The sequence below is a fragment of the Limnohabitans sp. genome, assembly GCF_040400975.1.
Taxonomy (GTDB): Bacteria; Pseudomonadota; Gammaproteobacteria; order Burkholderiales; family Burkholderiaceae_C; genus Limnohabitans_A.
The window spans coordinates 51,200-70,249 of the sequence record NZ_JBBAPF010000006.1 but is presented as its reverse complement, the minus strand read 5'-3'; the positions used below and the strand labels follow the sequence as shown (position 1 = coordinate 70,249).

Genomic DNA, 19,050 nt, shown 5'->3' with positions numbered 1-19,050 from the left:
GAGCGCCCAGTCTTATCTCAACATTAAGTCCTGTCGGTTCGGTTCGTCACAGCAGGCCAAACCAAGGCAAATCGTTTGCCAAAGGGTGGGGTGCCTGTATCGCGAATGAACTGCGCACCCTGGCTTTGTGCAATGCGCTCCACCAAGGTCAAGCCAATCCCCAAGCCAGCTTGGGGTGCATGGCCTGCCATCGGGGCGCTGGCTGGCGTCCCCAACATGGCCCCATCGCTGACCACATCGCTGACCACATCGCTGCCATCGTCACTGACCGACAGGCGCACCTGCCCTTGCCCATCTTGTGCAATGCGCACTTCGACATAGGTTCCCGACGGGTTGTGTCGCAAAGCGTTGTCCACCAAATTGCGCAAGGCCAAGGCCAACAAGGTGGACTGACCGCTGACCGTCAAAGCATGGGCAGGTGCCTCTAGTGCGATGTCTTGCCCCAAAGCATGGGCCAAGGCCACGTGTTCGGCCACCACGCCTTGCGCCAAGGCGCACAGATCGACCGGCTCTGACTGTTCCTCACTCAAGCTGTGCGCGCGAGCCAAATCCAAGAGCTGGGACAAAATGCGCCCCGCTTGGAGGGCGCCCTGCTCGACCGCTTGAAGTGCCTGAGCCTGCTCGGATGGCAAAGCGGCATCGCGGGCCAAGCGAGCCTGCAGCACCAAAGCCGTCAAAGGCGTGCGCAGTTCGTGCGCCACATCGGCTGCAAAACGCCGCTCGCGCGCAATCTCCTCTTGCAAGCGTTGCACCAAGTGGTTGATGGCCTGCACCGTGACGCCCAACTCTTGAAAGGGCTGCAGTGGCATCAGGGTTTGGCCCGCGTCGACATCCAAAGCTGAAATTTTGCTGGACAAATGCTTCAAGGGCAGCAAGCCGCGCCGCATGGCCGAAGCCAAGACCAAGGCCACCATGGGCAAAAACAACAAGGCTGGCAGCAAGATGTGTTCGGCGATGTCTGCTGCCAGTGCTTCGCGCCGCGACGGGTCTAAAAACACCGCCACACGCCGCACGACGGGCCTGTCGGCTTGGGCGTTTGCACTTGGGGGGGACACTTTGCCTGCCCTCGATTCAGCCACATAGACGCGCCATTCCTGTGTCTGCCCTTGCTCAGTCAGATACAGGGTTTGGTGCCCCAAAACCAGTGGCGATGGCCATTGGGCCTGCATGCCATGCGAGTCCCACACCAAACGATCGTCCTGCCACATCAAGACGTGAAGGTCTGGGACGTAAGCTTTGTCGGTGTGTCCGTGCAGGCCAGCTGGCAGCTCTGTGGGCTGTGGTTTAGGCTCAGATAGCGACGGCGACCCAACTGGCACCAGCGCCGAATCTGACCAAGGCTGCGCCAACAACATCTGGGCGGTGGAGACCAGCAGACCGTCGCTGATTTCTTCCGCTTCGAGATGCCCGGTGGAATAAGACAAACCCGCCAACAACAGCCACAGAGCCACCACCGCCCCCAAAGCCCAAGCCCACAAATACCGCCACAGGGATCGGGCTTGCACGGTCCCGGTGCGGCCTGGCTGAGCTGTCGGATGCGCCATCAAGCCCCCCCTTGTGTGTCCGGGTTGGGCACAAAATAGCCGACACCGCGCACCGTCTTGACCAGGCCATCGCCCAACTTGCGGCGCAGGTGGTGCATGTGCACCTCCAAGGCGTTGCTGTCCAGCACCTCGTCAAAACCATAGAGCGCTTGCTCCAGCCTTTGGCGCGAAAGCACCTGCCCACTGCCCCGCAGCAGCGCCAACAGCAGGGCATATTCTTTGGCGCGCAGCGCGACAGGTTCACCATTTTTCAGGACGCTGTGGGCCGCCGGATCCAGCACCAAATCGCCATGGCGCAGCAAAGGGGATGCGCGGCCTTCGCTGCGGCGCAGGGCCGCACGCATCCTGGCCAAAAGCTCCTCGGGCTCAAAAGGCTTGACCACGTAGTCGTCCGCGCCTTCGTCCAACCCGGCCACACGGTCGGGCAAGGCATCGCGGGCGGTCATGATCAGCACGGGGGTCGCACTGCCAGCGCGGCGCTCTTGCCTCAGCCAAGCCAATCCATCACCGTCTGGCAGGTTCAAGTCGAGCAGCACCAGATCAAAAGGCTCCACACGCACCGCTGCCGTGGCCAAGGCCAGCGTGGGGGTCACATCCACCGCGTAGCCATTGGCTTTCAAGCTGGCGGCCAAGCCGGTGGCAATGCCCACATCGTCTTCCACAATCAAAACCCGCATGGCTTGGCTTTCTTGGAAATGCACATGTTGTTGGTGAGTGGTGATTGTGTCAGGAGTTGTGTTCATGACCACAGGCTGACAGGTCCCACTTAAGGCAGGCTTAATCCGATCGACTTTTAATGGAATCAAGCCTCTTTTTCGACCGTTCAAACCGCCATGCATCTCCCAAGTCCATCGCCCGCAAAGGGTCTCGACAGCTTTCCACCCCTTCTCCATACACAAAGGCATGAAACGTTGACCCCCTCTCGATCGAGGCCCTTGGGCTTGTGGATCTGGGTCGTTTGTTTGGGGCTGACATTGGGCTGGGATGCCTACGGGGCAGACTTGCGCGTGATGGCTTGGCTGGGAGATGCACAAGGCTTTGCCTTGCGCGACCATTGGTGGCTGAGCACCGTCTTGCATGAAGGTGCCAAACGCTTGGCTGTGGTGGTTTACATCGGTTTGCTCTGGATGGCGGTCTCACCTTGGGGCCCGTGGCGTCAGGTGCCTCGTCTGCAAAGGCTGGAGATCGTCATCGGCATCAGCTTGAGTTTGTTGTTGATCTCCAGCTTGAAACGCATCAGCTTGACCAGTTGCCCGTGGGAACTGCAATCCTTTGGTGGTGTTGCCACCTACATCTCGCACTGGTCATGGGGCACCAGCGATGGTGGCGGTGGGCATTGCTTTCCGGGTGGGCACGCCTCCAGTGCGATGGCCTTTGTGGCCATGAGCTTGCCGTGGCTGGCATCTGAGCAAGCCCAAGAGCAGCGCAAGGGCTGGATCTGGCTGGGAGCCATTGTGCTGATGGGGCTTTTTTTAGGGGCGGCACAAACCCTGCGTGGTGCCCATTACCCCAGCCACACCGCTTGGACGGCCTTGATTTGCGCCGCAACGGCTTGGGCCAATCACCAAGTTTTCCGACGTCTCAAGCAGTCAAACCCGAGACTCCCGACTTGAACCTGCTTAGCTACAGTCATCGACTGGATAAAACTGGAGACAACATGACCACCATCGGCATGATCGGCATCGGCATGATGGGCCACGGCATCGCCAGCAACTTGCTCAAGCACGGGCAAAGCCTGACGGTGCTGGAGCACCCCGGCAACCAGCCGCTGGACGCCCTGCTGGCCTCAGGCGCGCGCACCTGCACCACACCCCAAGCCTTGGCGGCGCAATCGGATGTGATCATCTTGTGCGTCACCGGCACACCCCAGGTCGAGGCGGTGCTGCTGGGTGAGGACGGCGTCTTGAAGGGCCTGCGGCCCGGCACCATCGTCATCGACTGCTCCACCGCCGTGCCCGCTTCGACTGAAAAAGTCGCAGCTCTGGTGATCGCCCAAGGCGGTCAGTTTCTCGATTCGCCCATGACGCGCACCCCCAAGGAAGCCGCCGAAGGTCGCCTGAACCTGCTGGTGGGTGGCGACGCGGCTTTGTTTGAACGCTGCAAACCCATCCTCGCTTGCTTTGCCGAGAACATCGTGCACACCGGCCCGATTGGCTCGGGCCACCGCATGAAGCTCTTGCACAACTACGTGTCGCTGGGCACCGTGACGCTGCTGGCCGAGGCCGCGGCTTGCGCCCAACGGGCAGGGGTGGACGCCCACACCTTTGTGGAAGTGCTGTCCAAAGGCGGTGGATGGGGCGCGGCGCTGGATCGCCTGAAACCCATGCTGACGGCGGACGACACCTCGGGCCTGCGCTTCAGCATGAGCAATGCGCTCAAGGACCTGAGTTACTACCACCAGATGGCCAGCGACACGCAGGCCGAGCGCACGGTGGCCGAGGCCATCAAAAACACGCTGCAAACGGCTTGCCATGAAGGCGACCCGCAAGCCCTGGTGCCCGAGTTGGTCACGCTGTTGGCCAAGCGGCAGCGGCACTGAGGCCAGGTCAGGTCAGCCATCCCAAGCGGTCTAACCCCACAAATCGCCCTGCTTTATGGCACCAACACCAAGTCCTTGACGGTGGTGCTGCCCGCCAACCCCAAGTCCAGCACAGGGGTGGTGCTTTGCGAGGTGTAGCCCGTGGCCGTTCCATTGATGTTGTAGCGTCCAGCCACCATGCTGTCGGTGGTGAACACCAAGGGCGATCCCGACACATAAGGCGCCTTGACGGCAGCAGCCAAGGGCAAGGCCAGCGTGTACTCGGCCGTGACAGGGTCCACGCCCATGGATGCCACCTGCACAGACTGGCCCGTGCTGAGCGTCTGGCTGGCCGAGACCCGCGCATCGGTGAGCAGCGCACTGCTGCCATTGCTGACCACACCCGCGACCGTGGCCATGGCCGAGGCGCTGGGCACGATCGGGGTTTGAGCCGTGTTGAGCCTGGTCACGCCCACAGCCAAAGACACCGGCACGTTGGTGATGGCTGCTGTGGTCAGGTTTTGCCCGGCTACCACCACGGTGTAGCTGGTGTTCTCGGGCAAATACGCCAAGGTGAATTTGCCCGTGACGGGGTTGGGCACGGTGGCACGCACATTGTTGTTCGGATCGCGTGTAGACACCACCACGCCGGATGCCACAGCAGGGTCCACAAAACCTTCGATGGCCGTGGTCAGCCGCGGGATGACCGACACCACGGGCTTGAGGTTGTAACGCCCGGAAGCACCGGCCTTGACGATGGAGCGGCACGCATCAAAGTCCAGCACCATGTCGGCCACCTGCCCGCTTTGCACATCAAAACGCGCTTGCAGCTTGAAGCCGCTTTGCTGTGCGCTGGGCGTGGTCAAAGGGATTTCGATGTTGCTGCCCGAGAGCACCAGCGCGTTGGCCAAAGGGTTGGCCGGGTTGGTGCTGGCCGGGTTGTCGGCCAGCACCAGCCGCAGTTGCTGGTAGTTGCCCGCAGGCAAGGGCATGCTGCCCAGCTCTTGCAACACGCCGTTGGTGAGCGACAGCAAATCGATGCGCTGGGTGGGGATGCTCAACTCGCGCCAGCCCAGCAGCTCGGTGCCATCGGCCGCCGCGCTTTGGTGCACACGGATTTTGTTCACCGTGACATACACATGGTCATAGCCGCAGGCCGGTGCATCGGTCATGGCCAGATTGAGTGTGCCAGTGGGTGTGCCGCCACCGCCGCCGCTGCCACCGCAGGCCACCAAACCCGCGGTGGCCAGGGCCAGACCTGACCAGACCCAGGGTTGGAGACTTCGAAACTTCTGCTGCATGCCCATGGTGTGTTCCTGATTCAAAACAATGTCCTGCATCGTCTTGCGTTTCAGGCCCTTGGGCCATCCCACCAAAGGTGTGTTTGGGGTCGATCGGTGGATATAGACCCAAGGGTATGGGAGGAAGTTCAGCAGGTCCTGCGACCAAGCCCTTGAGGGGCCAAGGCGGTGGCGGCGCTTTATCCGCCTGCCTTGGCGGCTTTGGATTTTTGGCGCTTGGCCACTTCGGCCTGCATGGCCTGCAAAGTTTTGGCATCCGGGGTTTTCCAGTTGCCGCCGGACTGGTTGACCATGTGGTTCACGGCTTCGGCGAAGGCCTCCAGCGTCAGGTCAGGTTGCCCGCCTTTGGCGGGCATGCCCCGAATGCCCACATAACCATGTGCGGTGAGGGTGACTTGACCTTCACGAATCAGCGGCGCCCATTGGGCTTTGTTGCCCAATTGCGGCGCCTTGGGAAAAGCCTGCCCGTGGCAACTGGCACAAACAGCTTTGTAAGTGCCCTCGCCCGAGGCCCAGGCAGGCACTGTGGCCACCGTCATGCCCACCATCCAACAAAGCGCCAATTTATTCATGGATTCCTTCTTTCATGCCAAGGCCCAGCTGGGCCACCACCAAACACCAGATTTTGAAAAGGCCTCAGGTCAGAGGGACCGTCAGCTGCGCGATGACCTCTGCCGTATCAGGGCGCACGCCCCGCCACCAGGCGAAGGCCTCGGCCGCTTGCTCGGCCAACATGCCCACGCCATCGGCCAGGTGGGTCACGCCCGCTTGCTGCGCCAGCTTCAAAAAAGGCGTCAGGCCTTTGCCATAGGTCAGGTCGTAAGCCAAGCAGCCTGGCGCAAACACGCTGGCGGGCAAGGGCGGCAACTCGGCCGTGAGGCTGGATGAGCTGGCGTTGAGCACCACGTCAAACATCTGCCCCTGCAAGTCGGCATAGCCCAGCCCCTGCACTGGCACTTGGCCCGACTGGTGCTGCTGCGCGAGCGCCGCCAGCTCTAGCGCCTTGGCCACGGTGCGGTTGACGATCACGAGTTCAGCAGGCTGCTCTGCCAAGAGCGGCAGCAAAGCGCCTCGCGTGGCACCACCCGCTCCCAAAACCAACACACGCCGCCCTTGCAGCGGGCATTGCAGGTTGTGCACCAGATCACGCACCAGCCCAACCCCGTCAAAGTTTTCCGCAAAGACCTGGTCGCCCTCGAACTTCATGGCGTTCACAGCACCGGCCATCTGCGCGCTGGGCGCGAGGTGGGTGGCGTAAGCAAAAGCGTCCAGTTTGAAAGGCGCGGTCACGTTCATGCCCCGCCCGCCACTGGCGCGAAACGCGTCCACCGTGGCCGCAAATTCGCCCAAGGGGCCCAGTAACTTGCCGTAGTCGATGTCTTGCCCCGTGACCTGCGCAAAAGTACTGTGGATGAGCGGCGACTTGCTTTGCTCGATGGGGTTGCCGATCACGGCGTAGCGGTCTGTCATGCGGGAAGTTCCTGGCCAATCAGGCGGTGATCTTATCGCTTGAAAGGGCAGCCATCAGTGTCGCCCCACCAGGCGAAACACCACCACCCCCAAGACCACCACACCGACAGCGGCGGCGCTGAAGGCATAGGCCAGCCAGCCCATGTCGACGCTTTGCGCCATGAGCAGCACCCCGGTGGACTGGCCAAAAAACAGCGAACTGGCAAACAAAGTGACGGCAGTGCCCCGAGCGGCTGGCGCCATTTGGGTGGCTTGCACTTGCAAGGTGTTGTGCAGCATGTAAAAGCCCAGCCCTGCCATGCCGCAGGCCAACATGCCCATCCAGGGCAAAGTACCCCACGCCAGTAAAAGCATGCCCGAGGCTACCAAACCAGCCCCTGTTTTGACCAAGCCGCGCTCACCCAACCAGGCCAACCAAGGCCGCGCCATTTGGCTGTAGAGCAAACCGCCCACGCCGTACAGCATCATCACCGAGCCTGCGGCCACCACACTCAAGCCATAGTGCTGGTGTAAGTGCGTGGGCATGAAAGCCATGGTGCCAAACACCAAGGCGCCCTCAGACGCCGTGACACCCAGCACCCAACGCACACGCGGCATGGCCAACAACTGCCCGGTGGTGCGAAAAGAGGCCCACACACCCGGCGCATCCGCTGACACGCGCAAGGCCTGACCCCGCAGCAGCTTGAGCAGCAGCCCAGCTGCCATCGCGAACAAGATGGCCAAGACCACAAAGGCACCGCGCCAGCCCAGGGTGTCGGCGGTGAAACCGCCAAACCACAAGCCACCCATCATGCCGATCACCGTGGCACTCATGAGTTTGGCCAAAGTTTCCTGACGCCGTTCATAAGGCACGCGGTCTCCCACCCAAGCCATGGACAGAGGAATCACCCCTGCTGCCGCTGCCCCCATGAAACCGCGCATGATGACCAACATGGGCAAGCTGACCGACAAGGCCGTGATGGCACTGAACAGCGCACAAGCCAAAACCGCCAGCGATACCACACGCAGTTTGCCAAAGCGCTCCCCCATGGGGCCGTAAATCAATTGAGAAAGGCCGTAAACCACGGCGTAAGCCGACACCACGGCCGAAGCGTCGCCGGTGCTGACTTGGAACTCCTCGCTGAGCACCACCAGCATCGGGTCGCAGATGCGCATCGACGCCATGCTGGCAAAGCCCGCCAGCCCCAACAATTGCAGGTGCTGGCGTTCTTGCGCAGGCGTCAGTGTGGTCATGCTCAGGCCAATTGCTGCTCCAGATCGTGCAAGACCTGGTAGCAAGGCAAGACCTGCGCGATGCTCGAATTGGGCTCGCGGCCCTCACGGATCGCGGCAAAGAATTCGCGGTCTTGCAGCTCGATGCCGTTCATCGACACATCCACTTTGGAGACGTCGATCTTTTCTTCCTTGCCCGTAAACAAGTCGTCGTAACGCGCCAGATAGGTGCCGGTGTCGCCGATGTAGCGAAAGTAGGTGCCCAACGGGCCGTCGTTGTTGAAACTGAGGCTCAGCGTGCAGATCGCGCCGTTGGCGGCTTTGAGCTGGATGCTCATGTCCATGGCGATGCCCAAAGTGGGGTGGATCGGGCCTTGCACCGCGTTGGCTTTGACGATGGGGCTGCCGCACTGGTAGGCGAACAGGTCCACCGTGTGCGCGGCATGGTGCCACAGCAGGTGGTCGGTCCAGCTGCGGGCCTGGCCCAACGCATTCATGTTGGTGCGGCGAAAGAAATAAGTCTGCACATCCATTTGCTGGATGTTGAACTCGCCAGCCTTGATCTTGTGGTTCACCCACTGGTGGCTGGGGTTGAAGCGCCGGGTGTGGCCCACCATGGCCACCAGGCCGGTTTCCTTTTGCACACGCAGGACTTCTTGGCCTTCTTTGTAAACGTCGCACAGCGGAATTTCCACCTGCACATGCTTGCCTGCCTTCAGGCACGCCAAGGTCTGGCTGGCGTGCATTTGCGTGGGCGTGCACAAAATCACGGCGTCGACTTCTTTCAAGGCCAGCGACTCGTTCAGGTCGGTGGTGACGTGCCCAATGCCGTACCTGTCTGCCACCTCTTTGGTTTTGGCGAACTCGCGGCCGATCAGCGAGACGACCTCCACGCCGTCGATGTTTTGGATGCCGTCCAGGTGTTTGATGCCGAAGGCACCTGCGCCTGCAAGGGCGACTTTGGTGGTTTTGCTCATGTTTTTTCCTCTCAAACGTTTTCCAGAATAAGGTGGCCCACCGCCGTATTGCTGGCGGGCACATGGTAGAAGCGGTGCTTGACAGTGGGCGACGGGCCTGTGGCTTTGCCATCGTTGACATCGGCCATGGCACCCCGGGCGATCAGCCACATGACCAATTCGATACCTTCGCTGCCCGCTTCGCGCACGTAATTGATGTGCGGCGTGGCCGCACAGGCCGCCGGATCCTTGATCAACTGGTCGAGCCAGGCGTTGTCCCACTCACGGTTGATGAGGCCCGCACGCGCGCCCTGCAACTGATGGCTCATGCCGCCTGTGCCCCAGATGTGCACGTTGAGGTCTTCGTCGTAGCTCTCCACCGCCTTGCGGATAGCCTGACCCAAATTGAAGCAGCGCTGGCCGCTGGGCACGGGGTACTGCACCACATTCACGGCCAACGGGATCACGGGGCAAGGCCAGGCGCCTTTCACCGGGTCTTTTTCGCCGCACATCAGCGACAGGGGAACGGTGAGGCCGTGGTCCACGTCCATCTTGTTGACGATGGTCAGGTCAAAGTCTTGCTGAATGACCGATTGGGCGATGTGCGAGGCCAGTTCGGGGTGACCTTTGACCACAGGCACCGGGCGCGGTCCCCAGCCTTCGTCGGCGGGTTGGTACTCGGCAGCGGTGCCGATGGCAAAGGTGGGAATCAGGTCAGAACTGAAAGCCGTGGCATGGTCGTTGAACACCAAGATGATCACGTCCGGCTTGTTGTCCTTCATCCACTGCTTGGAGAAGTCGTAGCCCGCGAACACGGGCTTCCAATAGTCTTCCTTTGTCTTGCCCAGGTCCATGGCTGCGCCAATGGCGGGCACATGCGAGGTGTAGACGGATGCGGTGATTTTGGCCATGTCTTGTTCTCTCAAAACAATTGGGATCTGACCCCAATTAAAAGAATTGGGGTCAGACCCCATTAAGGTTTTTGGCCCGCTGCGCCTTGCGGCTGGTTGTGGGCTTGGGCGCTGCCGTTTTCGCCGATGTAGCGGTTGCCTTCCACGCTGCGACCGCCTGCAATCATCATGTTGCGGTATTCCTCTTCGGTCATGCCGGTCATGGAGCCGGCCATCTGCTGGAAGCTCTTGCCGTCGGTCGCGCCGATTTTGGCGAGGAAATAAATGTTGCCGCCCGTGCGCATGCACCAGTTCAGGTCTCGCGCCAACACGGCCTGCTTTTGCTCTTCGGTCATTGGCCACTCGTTCAGGTAAGCGCGCTCGTCAGCCTTGAAGCGCTCGCGATTTTCGGCCTTCATCAGCGACATGCAAAACTGGTTGAGCCAATAGCCTTTGCGCGATTGCTCGGCGTCAAAGATGATCGTGCCGGGCACGTCTTTGTAGGGCTTTTCGAGTGCCATGTTCAGCCTTTCACTTCTTCTGGCCAATACAGGCGCATCGGGTTGTCCACCAGCAGTTTCTTTTGCAACTCGGCCGTGGGCGCAATGTGCGGGATGAAGTCAACCAAGAGCCCATCATCGGGCATGTGGTCTTTCAAGTTGGGGTGCGGCCAATCGGTGCCCCAAAGCACGCGGTCGGGAAACTCCTCCACGATGCGCTTGGCAAAGGGGATCACGTCGGCGTATGCGTTTTGCTCGCCATTCAAAGCCTTGGGGCCAGTCACAGACAAGCGCTCGGGGCAAGACACTTTGCTCCACACATTGGTGTGTTCGCGCATGAACTTCTGGAACAGCGCAAACTGCGGGCCGTCTACCGGCAGCGACACAGCGGGGCGGCCCATGTGGTCCACCACCACGGTGGTGGGCAGCGAGGTGAAGAAATCCCACAACTCAGGCAGGTCAACGGCCTCGAAATAAATGACCACATGCCAGCCCCATTTCTGGATGCGGCCCGCGATCTCCATCAGCTCGTCCTTGGGCGTGAAGTCCACCAAGCGTTTGACGAAGTTGAAACGCACGCCCCGCACACCGGCATCGTGCATGGCCTGAATTTCCTCGTCGGTGACGCTGCGCTTGACGGTGGCCACGCCGCGCGCTTTGCCACCACTGCTCAGGCACGCGTCCACCATGGCGCGGTTGTCCGCGCCGTGGCAAGTGGCCTGCACGATCACATTGCGCGCAAAACCCAGGTGGTCACGCAATGCAAAAAGCTGCTGCTTGCTGGCATCACACGGTGTGTATTTGCGCTCGGGTGCGTAAGGAAATTCAGCACCCGGGCCAAACACGTGGCAGTGCGCATCGACCGCGCCTGCGGGCAATTGGAATGTGGGCTTGGATGGGCCGGTGTACCAGTCCATCCAGCCAGGGGTTTTGGTGAAGTCACCAGTGGTCGGTTTACTCATCTCTATCCTTGTTCATGGCTTATGCAGACCCCATCACACATCGGCTGATGCCATAGCATCAGCGGACAATGAATTCAAGGTTTGCGCAGAATCAGTGGTTGACCGATGCGTTGCCGATCGATGTCTTCCGGGTGAAAAGGCAATTGAGGCCAGCGCTTTTCGGCGTACATCCTCAACTGATCGGTTTGGTGGGGCGAACCCGCATGGGTGCTCTGCCCGTAGGTCAACAGAGCTTGAGCAACGGGACCACGATCGTCAAACGTCACGGTTTGAACATAGCTGGTGCCGTAATCGATGCGAATCCCGTCTTTGCTCAAACCGGGTCGGGCGCGATCACCCACATTGTTCAGCACACCTTCAATGTCATCTCCGCCATGCAATGGAATGTTTTCATTGGAAAAAACAACCCGCTGAACTTGCCCCAATGGCGTGTCCAAGGCAAAGCCCGCATCGCGCATCTTTTTCACTGCTGCGTCCAAGGCGCCCCAGACACGGGTTGCGGTGGCCGCATCGCTCATGCGCAGGCCAGCAGGGGTGGCAAGGACCCGCGCTTTGTCAAAGGGCTCGCGGTACACATTGGGGATCTGACTGGCAGCACGCCAAAACTCACGGAACAGAGGCGCCCCTTTGGCATCGGCATTGTTGAGCATTCCCGCATCATGAAAAAGCTTGAGCGCAGCACAGCCTTCTCTGGCCTCTGCAGTCGGCGCTTGCCCACAGGCTGCCAACAAATCCGGAAGCACCATGCGGGCCAGCAAATTGCGGTTTTCAAACAACTGGGCTTGCATGCCGGCGAGACTGATCTTGCCTTTTCCGAGCATTTCTGGAATTTCAATCAGCTCTGAACGCGTACGCGAACGCCGAACAACATCGTCGCCCACCATGACGGAGACAGGTCCCCATTTGTGTTCTGGGTGGGTATAAAAAAAGCTGTCGTTGCTGTTGTGCACCCAATCTTGGCGCACAAGCACAGGCATGCGCGAAGGCGCAATCAGGCCCGGCACAGGCGATGCGCTGTCGCGCTTCCAGTTGCACTCGCTGCGAGACCCATCCAGCACCACCAAGTTGGCGGCGGTCAACAAAGCTGCTGCCGGACGGCTGGGCGCACAGCGTTGCAAATCGGCCAACTCGAGATCCGGCACACCACTGACATCTGCAAACATCGCGTCGCCCGCCCGGTCTGCAGCAATGGTGTTGACGAAGGGCGTGCCCATCAAATTCATGGCGCTGCGCATCTCGGCCACATTGCGGGCTTTCGCAAATTGGAGGTACATGTCCGTTGAGCGGACGCTGCCCGCGTTGGCGTATTGAATCGCGTAGGCTCGTTCTGCGGTCCAATTCAAACCTGCTCGGGGCATCACCAAGACCGGGCCAAAGCGGCTGCTCCAAATCGTTTGCTCCCGCCCACCCACCATGACCTTCTTGGCCACCATGGGCTCCTCTTTGCCGTCGATCACATAAGTCGTCGGCTTGCCTGGCGCCAGCTTCAATTCGTGCAGAGTAAAGCGCTTGCCGGTCGACACGGTGTGTGACCAAGCCAGGTCTTTATTGAAACCAATTTGAACGGCGGCCGTCCAGCCGAGCGCAGCGCCCATGACGTCCAACTGACCTGGAATCGTCAGGTGCATTTGATAAAAACGACTTGGGCCCACCCAGGGGTAGTGTGGGTTACCCATCAGCATGCCCCGCCCATTGGCAGTGGTCTGCTTTCCGAAAGCCCAAGCGTTTGATCCGAGGGGAGAGTCGAGCAGGCCTGCCTCGCGCAATTGATCCCGCGCACCCTGTGCATAGGCCAGCAAAGTGTCGTCTGAAGGTTTGGGTAAAGGAGCTGCTTGCGCAGTGCGTGCCGGTGGCGCTGCTGCGGCAATCGCATCGGCCAAGGCGCCTGCACCCGCTTGCACTTGAATGGCCTCGGTGGCGCGATAAATGTCCGACAGCGTCATCGGCGTGACCCAAGGCTTGCCATTGCACTCGGCTGGAAGCTTGCCTGCTTGATCTTGAAGAAAGCGATTGAAACCGGCCACATAACCACGCGCCATCGCACGGTTGTTGTCACTGGACCGATCCCAGACTGCCTTGAGCTTGGCATCGTCCATGTGCGCCTGCACAAAGGCGTCAATGGCCGCGTTGGGTAAGGTTCGAACCCCCAGCACGCCTGTGGCGCTTGGACCAAAATGCTGCGAACGTTGACCCCGGACAGTCGCCATCATGTCAGCGCTCAAGCACACATTGTCTTGCGCATGCGCGTAGGCGATGCCATAAGACAGCATTTCCATGTTCGCGGCAGTGACGTGCGGGATTCCATGCGTCGTCCGCACAATCTGCACATTGTCAGAAGTTGGTGCAAATCCAGCACCACGCAAAGGCAGGTTCGTACAAGCCGACAGGCCAACAATCGCCACCACCGTGGCTGCAAGCAAAAACAGGGGCTTCTTATTCAATGGATTCTCCTCAGGCTATGGCGCTTGGGATGGTTATCGCGCCGAATGACACACAGCTTCCCAGTGATCTCTTAATCGATGTACTTCAGACCCGCCGCCGCCAAAGGCTCGCGCATCTTGTACATGTCCAGACCCAGCACGCCCGAGGCCAGCTTGGCGCGTTTTTCGCCTTCGTTGGCTTCACGCGCTTGCGCAGCCGCCAGCGTTTTGGCGGCCAGTGCCTGGGGCACACACACCACACCGTCGTCGTCGGCCACGATCACGTCACCGGGGTGGACGATCATGCCCGCGCACACCACCGGAATGTTGACCGAGCCGATGGTGGACTTGATGCAACCCTTGCTGCTGATGGCTTTGCTCCAAGCTGGAAAATTCATCTTCTGCAGCTCCTTCACATCGCGCACACCGGCGTCGATGACCAAAGCGCGTGCGCCACGGGCCTGAAAGGACGTGGCCAGCAGGTCACCAAAGTAACCGTCGGTGCAATCGGCCGTGATGGCCGCGACCACGATGTCACCGGGCTGAATTTGCTCGGCCACCACATGCATCATCCAGTTGTCACCGGGGTGCAGCAGCACCGTGACGGCCGTGCCCGACACTTGCGCACCGGGGTAGATGGGGCGCATGTAAGGCTTCATGAGGCCCACACGGCCCATGGCCTCGTGCACCGTGGCCGAGCCGAGGGCGCCCAGGCCGTCAGCAGCTGCGCGGTCTGCGCGGGTGATGTTGCGGTAAACAACGCCGAGTTCGTACATGGTTTTCTCCTGAATTTCGAATCAATGGCTCACAGACCTTTGGCGGTCAACTGATCGTCCAGCCGCTTGAACACGCGGCGGGCGTTGCCTTCGTAGACCATGTAACGCTCTTGGTCGTTCAGGTTGGCCGTGGCTTGCACATAGCGCTTGGTGTCGTCAAAGTAGTGGCCAGTTTCGGGATCGATGCCGCGCACCGCGCCGATCATTTCGGACGCAAACAAGATGTTCTTGACCGGGATCACCTTGGTCAGCAGATCGATGCCGGGCTGGTGGTACACGCAGGTGTCAAAGAAGATGTTGTTGAGCAGATGCTCGGTCAGCAAAGGCTTTTTGAGTTCTTGCGCCAAGCCACGGAAACGGCCCCAGTGGTAAGGCACCGCACCGCCGCCGTGCGGAATCAAAAACTTGAGTGTCGGGAAGTCCTTGAACAGATCGCTGGTCAGGCACTGCATGAAAGCGGTGGTATCGGCGTTCAGGTAGTGCGCGCCCGTGGTGTGAAAGCAGCTGTTGCAGCTGGTGCTCACGTGGATCATGGCGGGTATGTCGTACTCCACCATCTTTTCGTAAATCGGGTACCAGGCTTTGTCGGACAGCGGTGGCGAAGTCCAGTGGCCGCCCGAGGGGTCGGGGTTCAGGTTGATGCCGACGTTGCCGTATTGCTCGACGCACTTGACCAGTTCAGGAATGCAAGTGGCCGGGTCCACACCGGGAGACTGGGGCAGCATGGCCGCAGGCACGAAGTGGTCGGGGAAGAGTTGGCTCACGCGGTAGCACAGCTCATTGCAAATCGCGGCCCAAGTGGACGAGACATTGAAGTCGCCAATGTGGTGGGCCATGAAGCTGGCGCGGGGGCTGAAGATGGTGATGTCCGAGCCGCGCTCTTTCATCTTGGCCAGCTGGTTGGTCTCGATGCTCTCGCGCAACTCGTCGTCGCTGATTTTCAGCTCAGACACTTTGGGGCTGACGCTGGGGTCTTTGATGCCGGCAATTTGCCTGTTGCGCCAGTCTTCCAGTGCCTTGGGGGCGGTGGTGTAGTGGCCGTGCACGTCGATGATCAAGGGTTTGGTTTGGCTCATGGGCAATCCTGATGGGGCAAAGGGTTGACGCAGATTGTGCAGGTTCACCCCGACAACGCCCAGCCCCCGGCACATCTACCAGCTAGAACATATGGGCATAACCAGTACTTAGATATGACAAAATAAGATCGACCTAAAGCCCCCCCAGATTCCCATGGACCTCAAACAGCTCGAATATTTTGTGCGCGTGGCCGAACTGGGCAGCTTCACCCGGGCGGCTCAGGCCCTGAACATCGCCCAGCCCGCGCTCAGCCGCCAGGTGCGCCTGCTCGAAGTCGAGCTGCGGCAAAACCTGCTGGTGCGCAACGGGCGCGGTGCCACCCCCACCCAAGCCGGGCTGCTGCTGCTGGAACACGGCCGGGGCATCCTGCACCAGGTCGAGCGGGCGCGAGAAGAACTGGGCAGGGTGCGCACGGGCCTGACGGGGCGCGTGGCTTTGGGCCTGCCGCCCAGCGTGGCGCGGGTGCTGACGGTGCCTTTGACCCGGGCTTTTCGCACCAGGATGCCCGAAGCGCAACTGTCCATCAGCGAAGGCCTGTCGAGCGCCATGCAGGAAAACCTGCAAAACGGCCGCCTGGACATCGCTGTGCTCTACAACCCCAGCCTGGTGGCGGGCATTGAGCACACCCCGCTGGTGCAAGAAGAATTGCTGCTGGTCCAAGCAAGACCACCGGGTCTGCAAGAAGACCCACCACCCCCGCCCATCGCCCTGAAAGACGTGGCCCATTTGCCGCTGGTGATTCCCACACGCCCCAATGCCATCCGCATGCATGTCGAATCAGAAATGGCGGCCATCGGCTCACGCCCCATCATTGCGCTGGAAATCGATGGCGTGAGCGCCATCTTGGACTTGGTGGCCGACGGTGCGGGTTACGCCATCCTGCCGCGCAACGCCGTGATGCGCTCGGTGCGGCCTTCGGCGTTCTCAGTCCGGCCTTTGAAGCAACCAGCCCTGCACATCCAGCTGACCACGGCCATCAGCGCGCAACGCCCCAGCACTTTGACGCAGCAGGCCGCGCTGGCCTTGCTGACCGAGTTGGCCGTGCAATGGCTCAGCCCGCCTTGAAGCCATTCGCGATCACACAGGCTGGAGCTTCAACAGCCACAACAACGCACTGAGCGTGAAGAACGACAGCACCGTGGTCACCAACAAAGCAGCAGCGCTCACGGTACCGTGGCCGTGGCGCTGGTTCAAGATGGTGAAGATGCCCAGGATGGGCATGGCCCCGGTGAGCAAGGCAGCGGCCCGCAATGCCGGGTCTTCAATGGGCACCAGCCACGCCAGCACCGCCCACATGGCCAGCGGGTGCAACACCAGCTTGCCCAGCGCAATGGGCAGCACGGTCGCTTGCAAGCCCTGCGCCTGCAAGCCTACCAAGGAGCCGCCAATCACAAACAGCGCCAACACTGCACTGGACTGCGCAAACAAATCGATGGTGCGCCCGACAGGTGCGGGCATTTGCAGACCCGACAGCGAAAACGCAAAACCGGCCACCACGCCCCAAACCATGGGATTTTTGAGCACGCTTTGCAAAGTCTGGCGCAGCACGGTTTTCCACTGACCTGGCCGCCCTTGGGCATCGGCAATGGCCAAAAGCAAGGGCAACAACAGAAAATTCTCGACCACCATGTTGAGTGCGAGAGCCACCCCGGCCACGGGGCCAAACGACAACAAAATGATGGGGTAACCCACAAAGCCACTGTTCGGGCAAGACATGCCCATGGCCACCATGCTGCTGTAACTCAGGCTCTGGCCCAACACCCGCCTTGCCCACCAGAGGCCCAGGCTCACCATCACCAAAGACCCCAGCGCATAAGCGAGCAAATAGTTCAGGTTCAGGATCTCGGCCACGCTGCGCTGCGACAGTGCGTTGAACAGCAGCGCAGGCAAAGCCAGCTGCAGCGTGAAGCGCCCAAACACCTGAAGATCGGCCTTGGCAAACAAACCCTGCCGTGTGCAGACATAGCCCAGCGCAATCACCAGATAAATGGGGACGGTGATGCTCAGGATGTCCAGCAAAGCCGTCATCGACCTGCGCTTTCAGACGCCATGCCCGTCAAGCCCTCACAAGTCCAGCACCAGGCGCGCTGTTTGGCTGCGTGAGCAGCACACCATGATGACATCGCCCTTGGCCTGTTCTTCGGGGGTCAGGTACATGTCCCAGTGGTCAGGCGTGCCCGCGACCACTTTGGTCAAGCAAGTGCCGCAAATGCCTTCTGAACAAGAAAACGGCACGTCGTGCCCCGCGTCTTGCAGCACTTTCAAAATCGACTGGTCTTTGCCGACTTGCAGGGTCTGCCCGCTTTTTTGCAACTGCACTTCAAACGTGCCATCGGCAGCGATCGGGGTCTGGCTCAAATCTGGGGCGCTCATGCGGTCACTCCTGTGTTGTTTTCTTCGGCCAGCAAGCGGTCGATGATGCGGCGCGACTGCACACCGCCTGAGTCGATGTTGAGCATCAGAAGTTTGCGGTCAGGCCACTGGCTGATGTTGGCTTGTTGCAATTGCAGCATTTGCATGTCTTCGTGGAAGATGCCGCCCTGCCCCGCACGGATCTTGTCGGTCAGTTCAGCATCGTGCGGCTTGAACTGGCGTGCCATGCCCCAGTGGTACCAATGCGAGGTTTCGGTCTCGGGCGTGATGAAGTCCACCACCACGCTGTAGGCCTTGTGCTCGGGCGCGGCGTCAAAGCCGCCTTTGCCCGCCAGCGCCACGCCCACGTCGATCATGATGTGGGTCGGTGGTGTGAAGCGGCAAATTTGCCAGCGGTCGACCTTGGCCTTTGGGTCCAGCCCGTTGGCGCTCATGGCCATTTGCCAAAACGGCGGGGCCTGAATGCCTGGCATGTGTCGCTGCAAGATGACCTGGTCGCCCTCCACCTTGGTCTCGCAAGGTGTCTCGTCGATCTCGGGCTGGCCAATGCTGTTGGCGTGCACATAGGTCTCGTGGGTCAGGTCCATCAGGTTGTCGATCATCAGGCGGTAATCGGCCTTGACGTGGTACAGCCCGCCGCCATAAGCCCATGCCGGGTTGTCAAAAAACTCGAACACCGGCATCTTTGATTCATCGGCCTTGGAGGGGTCGCCGGGCCAGACCCAGACAAAGCCGTAGCGCTGGGTCACGGCATAAGCTTTGATGGCCGGGAAACCGCGCACGCGCTGTCCGGGCATGTGCACGGTTTTGCCTTCGCAGCCCATCTCCAGGCCGTGGTAGCCACACACCAACTTGCCATCGCACACCTTGCCCAGCGACAAAGGCGCGCCGCGGTGAGGGCAAAAATCTTCCACAGCGGCAACTCGGCCGTCCGGGCCTTTGAAAAAGACCATTTTTTCGTTGCAAATGGTGCGCCCCAGAGGCTGGATGCCCTTGGCCTCAAGTTCGGCCTCGGTGCAAGCCACGTACCAGGTGTTTTTGATGAACATGC

At 60.6% G+C, this 19,050-nt stretch carries 19 protein-coding genes; 3 read left to right on the top strand and 16 right to left on the bottom strand.

The features are described from left to right. Positions 1 to 23: 23 nt before the first annotated feature. Positions 24 to 1,544 (bottom strand): histidine kinase dimerization/phospho-acceptor domain-containing protein, encoded by a 1,521-nt coding sequence (locus tag ABWQ00_RS05800; protein ID WP_353237733.1) that lies wholly within the window; start codon positions 1,542 to 1,544, stop codon positions 24 to 26. After that, complete coding sequence (locus ABWQ00_RS05795; RefSeq protein WP_353237732.1) at positions 1,544 to 2,221, bottom strand: response regulator; 678 nt, start codon at positions 2,219 to 2,221, stop codon at positions 1,544 to 1,546. Before ABWQ00_RS05795 ends, ABWQ00_RS05800 begins: the two co-directional genes overlap by 1 nt. A 234-nt stretch (positions 2,222 to 2,455) precedes the next feature. Between ABWQ00_RS05795 and ABWQ00_RS05790 the strand changes: the two genes are divergently transcribed. Together ABWQ00_RS05790 and ABWQ00_RS05785 are read left to right on the top strand one after the other, a co-directional pair. Further along, on the top strand, positions 2,456 to 3,157 hold the full coding sequence (locus ABWQ00_RS05790) for a phosphatase PAP2 family protein (RefSeq protein ID WP_353237731.1): 702 nt from the start codon (positions 2,456 to 2,458) through the stop codon (positions 3,155 to 3,157). Between the two features lie 44 nt (positions 3,158 to 3,201). Further along, positions 3,202 to 4,083 (top strand): NAD(P)-dependent oxidoreductase, encoded by an 882-nt coding sequence (locus ABWQ00_RS05785; RefSeq protein ID WP_353237730.1) that lies wholly within the window; start codon positions 3,202 to 3,204, stop codon positions 4,081 to 4,083. 53 nt (positions 4,084 to 4,136) lie between these two features. Here ABWQ00_RS05785 and ABWQ00_RS05780 read toward each other — a convergent pair whose 3' ends face one another. From ABWQ00_RS05780 to ABWQ00_RS05730, 11 genes are all read right to left on the bottom strand, one after another. Beyond that, positions 4,137 to 5,369, bottom strand: coding sequence for a DUF4382 domain-containing protein (locus tag ABWQ00_RS05780; protein WP_353237729.1), 1,233 nt, complete (start codon positions 5,367 to 5,369; stop codon positions 4,137 to 4,139). 173 nt (positions 5,370 to 5,542) lie between these two features. After that, on the bottom strand, positions 5,543 to 5,935 hold the full coding sequence (locus ABWQ00_RS05775; RefSeq protein WP_353237728.1) for a c-type cytochrome: 393 nt from the start codon (positions 5,933 to 5,935) through the stop codon (positions 5,543 to 5,545). 64 nt (positions 5,936 to 5,999) lie between these two features. Further along, positions 6,000 to 6,833: a shikimate dehydrogenase gene (gene aroE / locus ABWQ00_RS05770; protein ID WP_353237727.1), complete on the bottom strand. Its 834-nt coding sequence runs from the start codon at positions 6,831 to 6,833 to the stop codon at positions 6,000 to 6,002. A 54-nt stretch (positions 6,834 to 6,887) separates the two neighbouring features. After that, positions 6,888 to 8,066, bottom strand: coding sequence for an MFS transporter (locus ABWQ00_RS05765; RefSeq protein WP_353237726.1), 1,179 nt, complete (start codon positions 8,064 to 8,066; stop codon positions 6,888 to 6,890). 2 nt (positions 8,067 to 8,068) lie between these two features. Then, positions 8,069 to 9,022 carry a Gfo/Idh/MocA family oxidoreductase gene (locus ABWQ00_RS05760; protein WP_353237725.1) on the bottom strand — a complete coding sequence of 318 codons (954 nt, stop codon included), beginning with the start codon at positions 9,020 to 9,022 and terminating at the stop codon, positions 8,069 to 8,071. 11 nt (positions 9,023 to 9,033) lie between these two features. Continuing rightward, entirely contained in the window at positions 9,034 to 9,912 is an 879-nt protein-coding gene (locus tag ABWQ00_RS05755; protein ID WP_353237724.1) for a class III extradiol dioxygenase subunit beta, read from the bottom strand. 62 nt (positions 9,913 to 9,974) lie between these two features. After that, the gene (gene ligA / locus ABWQ00_RS05750) at positions 9,975 to 10,412 is read right to left on the bottom strand and encodes a protocatechuate 4,5-dioxygenase subunit alpha (RefSeq protein WP_353237723.1); all 438 of its coding nucleotides are present in this window, start codon (positions 10,410 to 10,412) and stop codon (positions 9,975 to 9,977) included. 2 nt (positions 10,413 to 10,414) lie between these two features. Beyond that, a complete protein-coding gene (locus tag ABWQ00_RS05745; RefSeq protein ID WP_353237722.1) occupies positions 10,415 to 11,353 on the bottom strand; it encodes an amidohydrolase family protein in 939 nt (312 codons plus the stop codon). 74 nt (positions 11,354 to 11,427) lie between these two features. After that, the gene (locus tag ABWQ00_RS05740) at positions 11,428 to 13,794 is read right to left on the bottom strand and encodes a penicillin acylase family protein (RefSeq protein WP_353237721.1); all 2,367 of its coding nucleotides are present in this window, start codon (positions 13,792 to 13,794) and stop codon (positions 11,428 to 11,430) included. A 71-nt stretch (positions 13,795 to 13,865) separates the two neighbouring features. Further along, positions 13,866 to 14,549, bottom strand: a complete 684-nt coding sequence (gene ligK, locus ABWQ00_RS05735; RefSeq protein ID WP_353237720.1) for a 4-carboxy-4-hydroxy-2-oxoadipate aldolase/oxaloacetate decarboxylase — start codon at positions 14,547 to 14,549, stop codon at positions 13,866 to 13,868. A gap of 29 nt (positions 14,550 to 14,578) precedes the next feature. Next, positions 14,579 to 15,607, bottom strand: coding sequence for an amidohydrolase family protein (locus ABWQ00_RS05730; protein ID WP_353237772.1), 1,029 nt, complete (start codon positions 15,605 to 15,607; stop codon positions 14,579 to 14,581). A gap of 172 nt (positions 15,608 to 15,779) precedes the next feature. Between ABWQ00_RS05730 and ABWQ00_RS05725 the strand changes: the two genes are divergently transcribed. Beyond that, positions 15,780 to 16,691 (top strand): LysR substrate-binding domain-containing protein, encoded by a 912-nt coding sequence (locus ABWQ00_RS05725; protein WP_353237719.1) that lies wholly within the window; start codon positions 15,780 to 15,782, stop codon positions 16,689 to 16,691. A 12-nt stretch (positions 16,692 to 16,703) separates the two neighbouring features. On the opposite strand, the gene ABWQ00_RS05720 is transcribed toward ABWQ00_RS05725, so the two are convergent. The 3 genes from ABWQ00_RS05720 to ABWQ00_RS05710 are packed head-to-tail and all read right to left on the bottom strand — an operon-like array spanning position 16,704 to position 19,048. Then, on the bottom strand, positions 16,704 to 17,654 hold the full coding sequence (locus tag ABWQ00_RS05720; protein ID WP_353237718.1) for an AEC family transporter: 951 nt from the start codon (positions 17,652 to 17,654) through the stop codon (positions 16,704 to 16,706). A gap of 36 nt (positions 17,655 to 17,690) precedes the next feature. After that, the gene (locus ABWQ00_RS05715) at positions 17,691 to 17,999 is read right to left on the bottom strand and encodes a 2Fe-2S iron-sulfur cluster-binding protein (protein ID WP_353237717.1); all 309 of its coding nucleotides are present in this window, start codon (positions 17,997 to 17,999) and stop codon (positions 17,691 to 17,693) included. Next, entirely contained in the window at positions 17,996 to 19,048 is a 1,053-nt protein-coding gene (locus tag ABWQ00_RS05710; protein ID WP_353237716.1) for a Rieske 2Fe-2S domain-containing protein, read from the bottom strand. Before ABWQ00_RS05710 ends, ABWQ00_RS05715 begins: the two co-directional genes overlap by 4 nt. Positions 19,049 to 19,050: the final 2 nt, after the last annotated feature.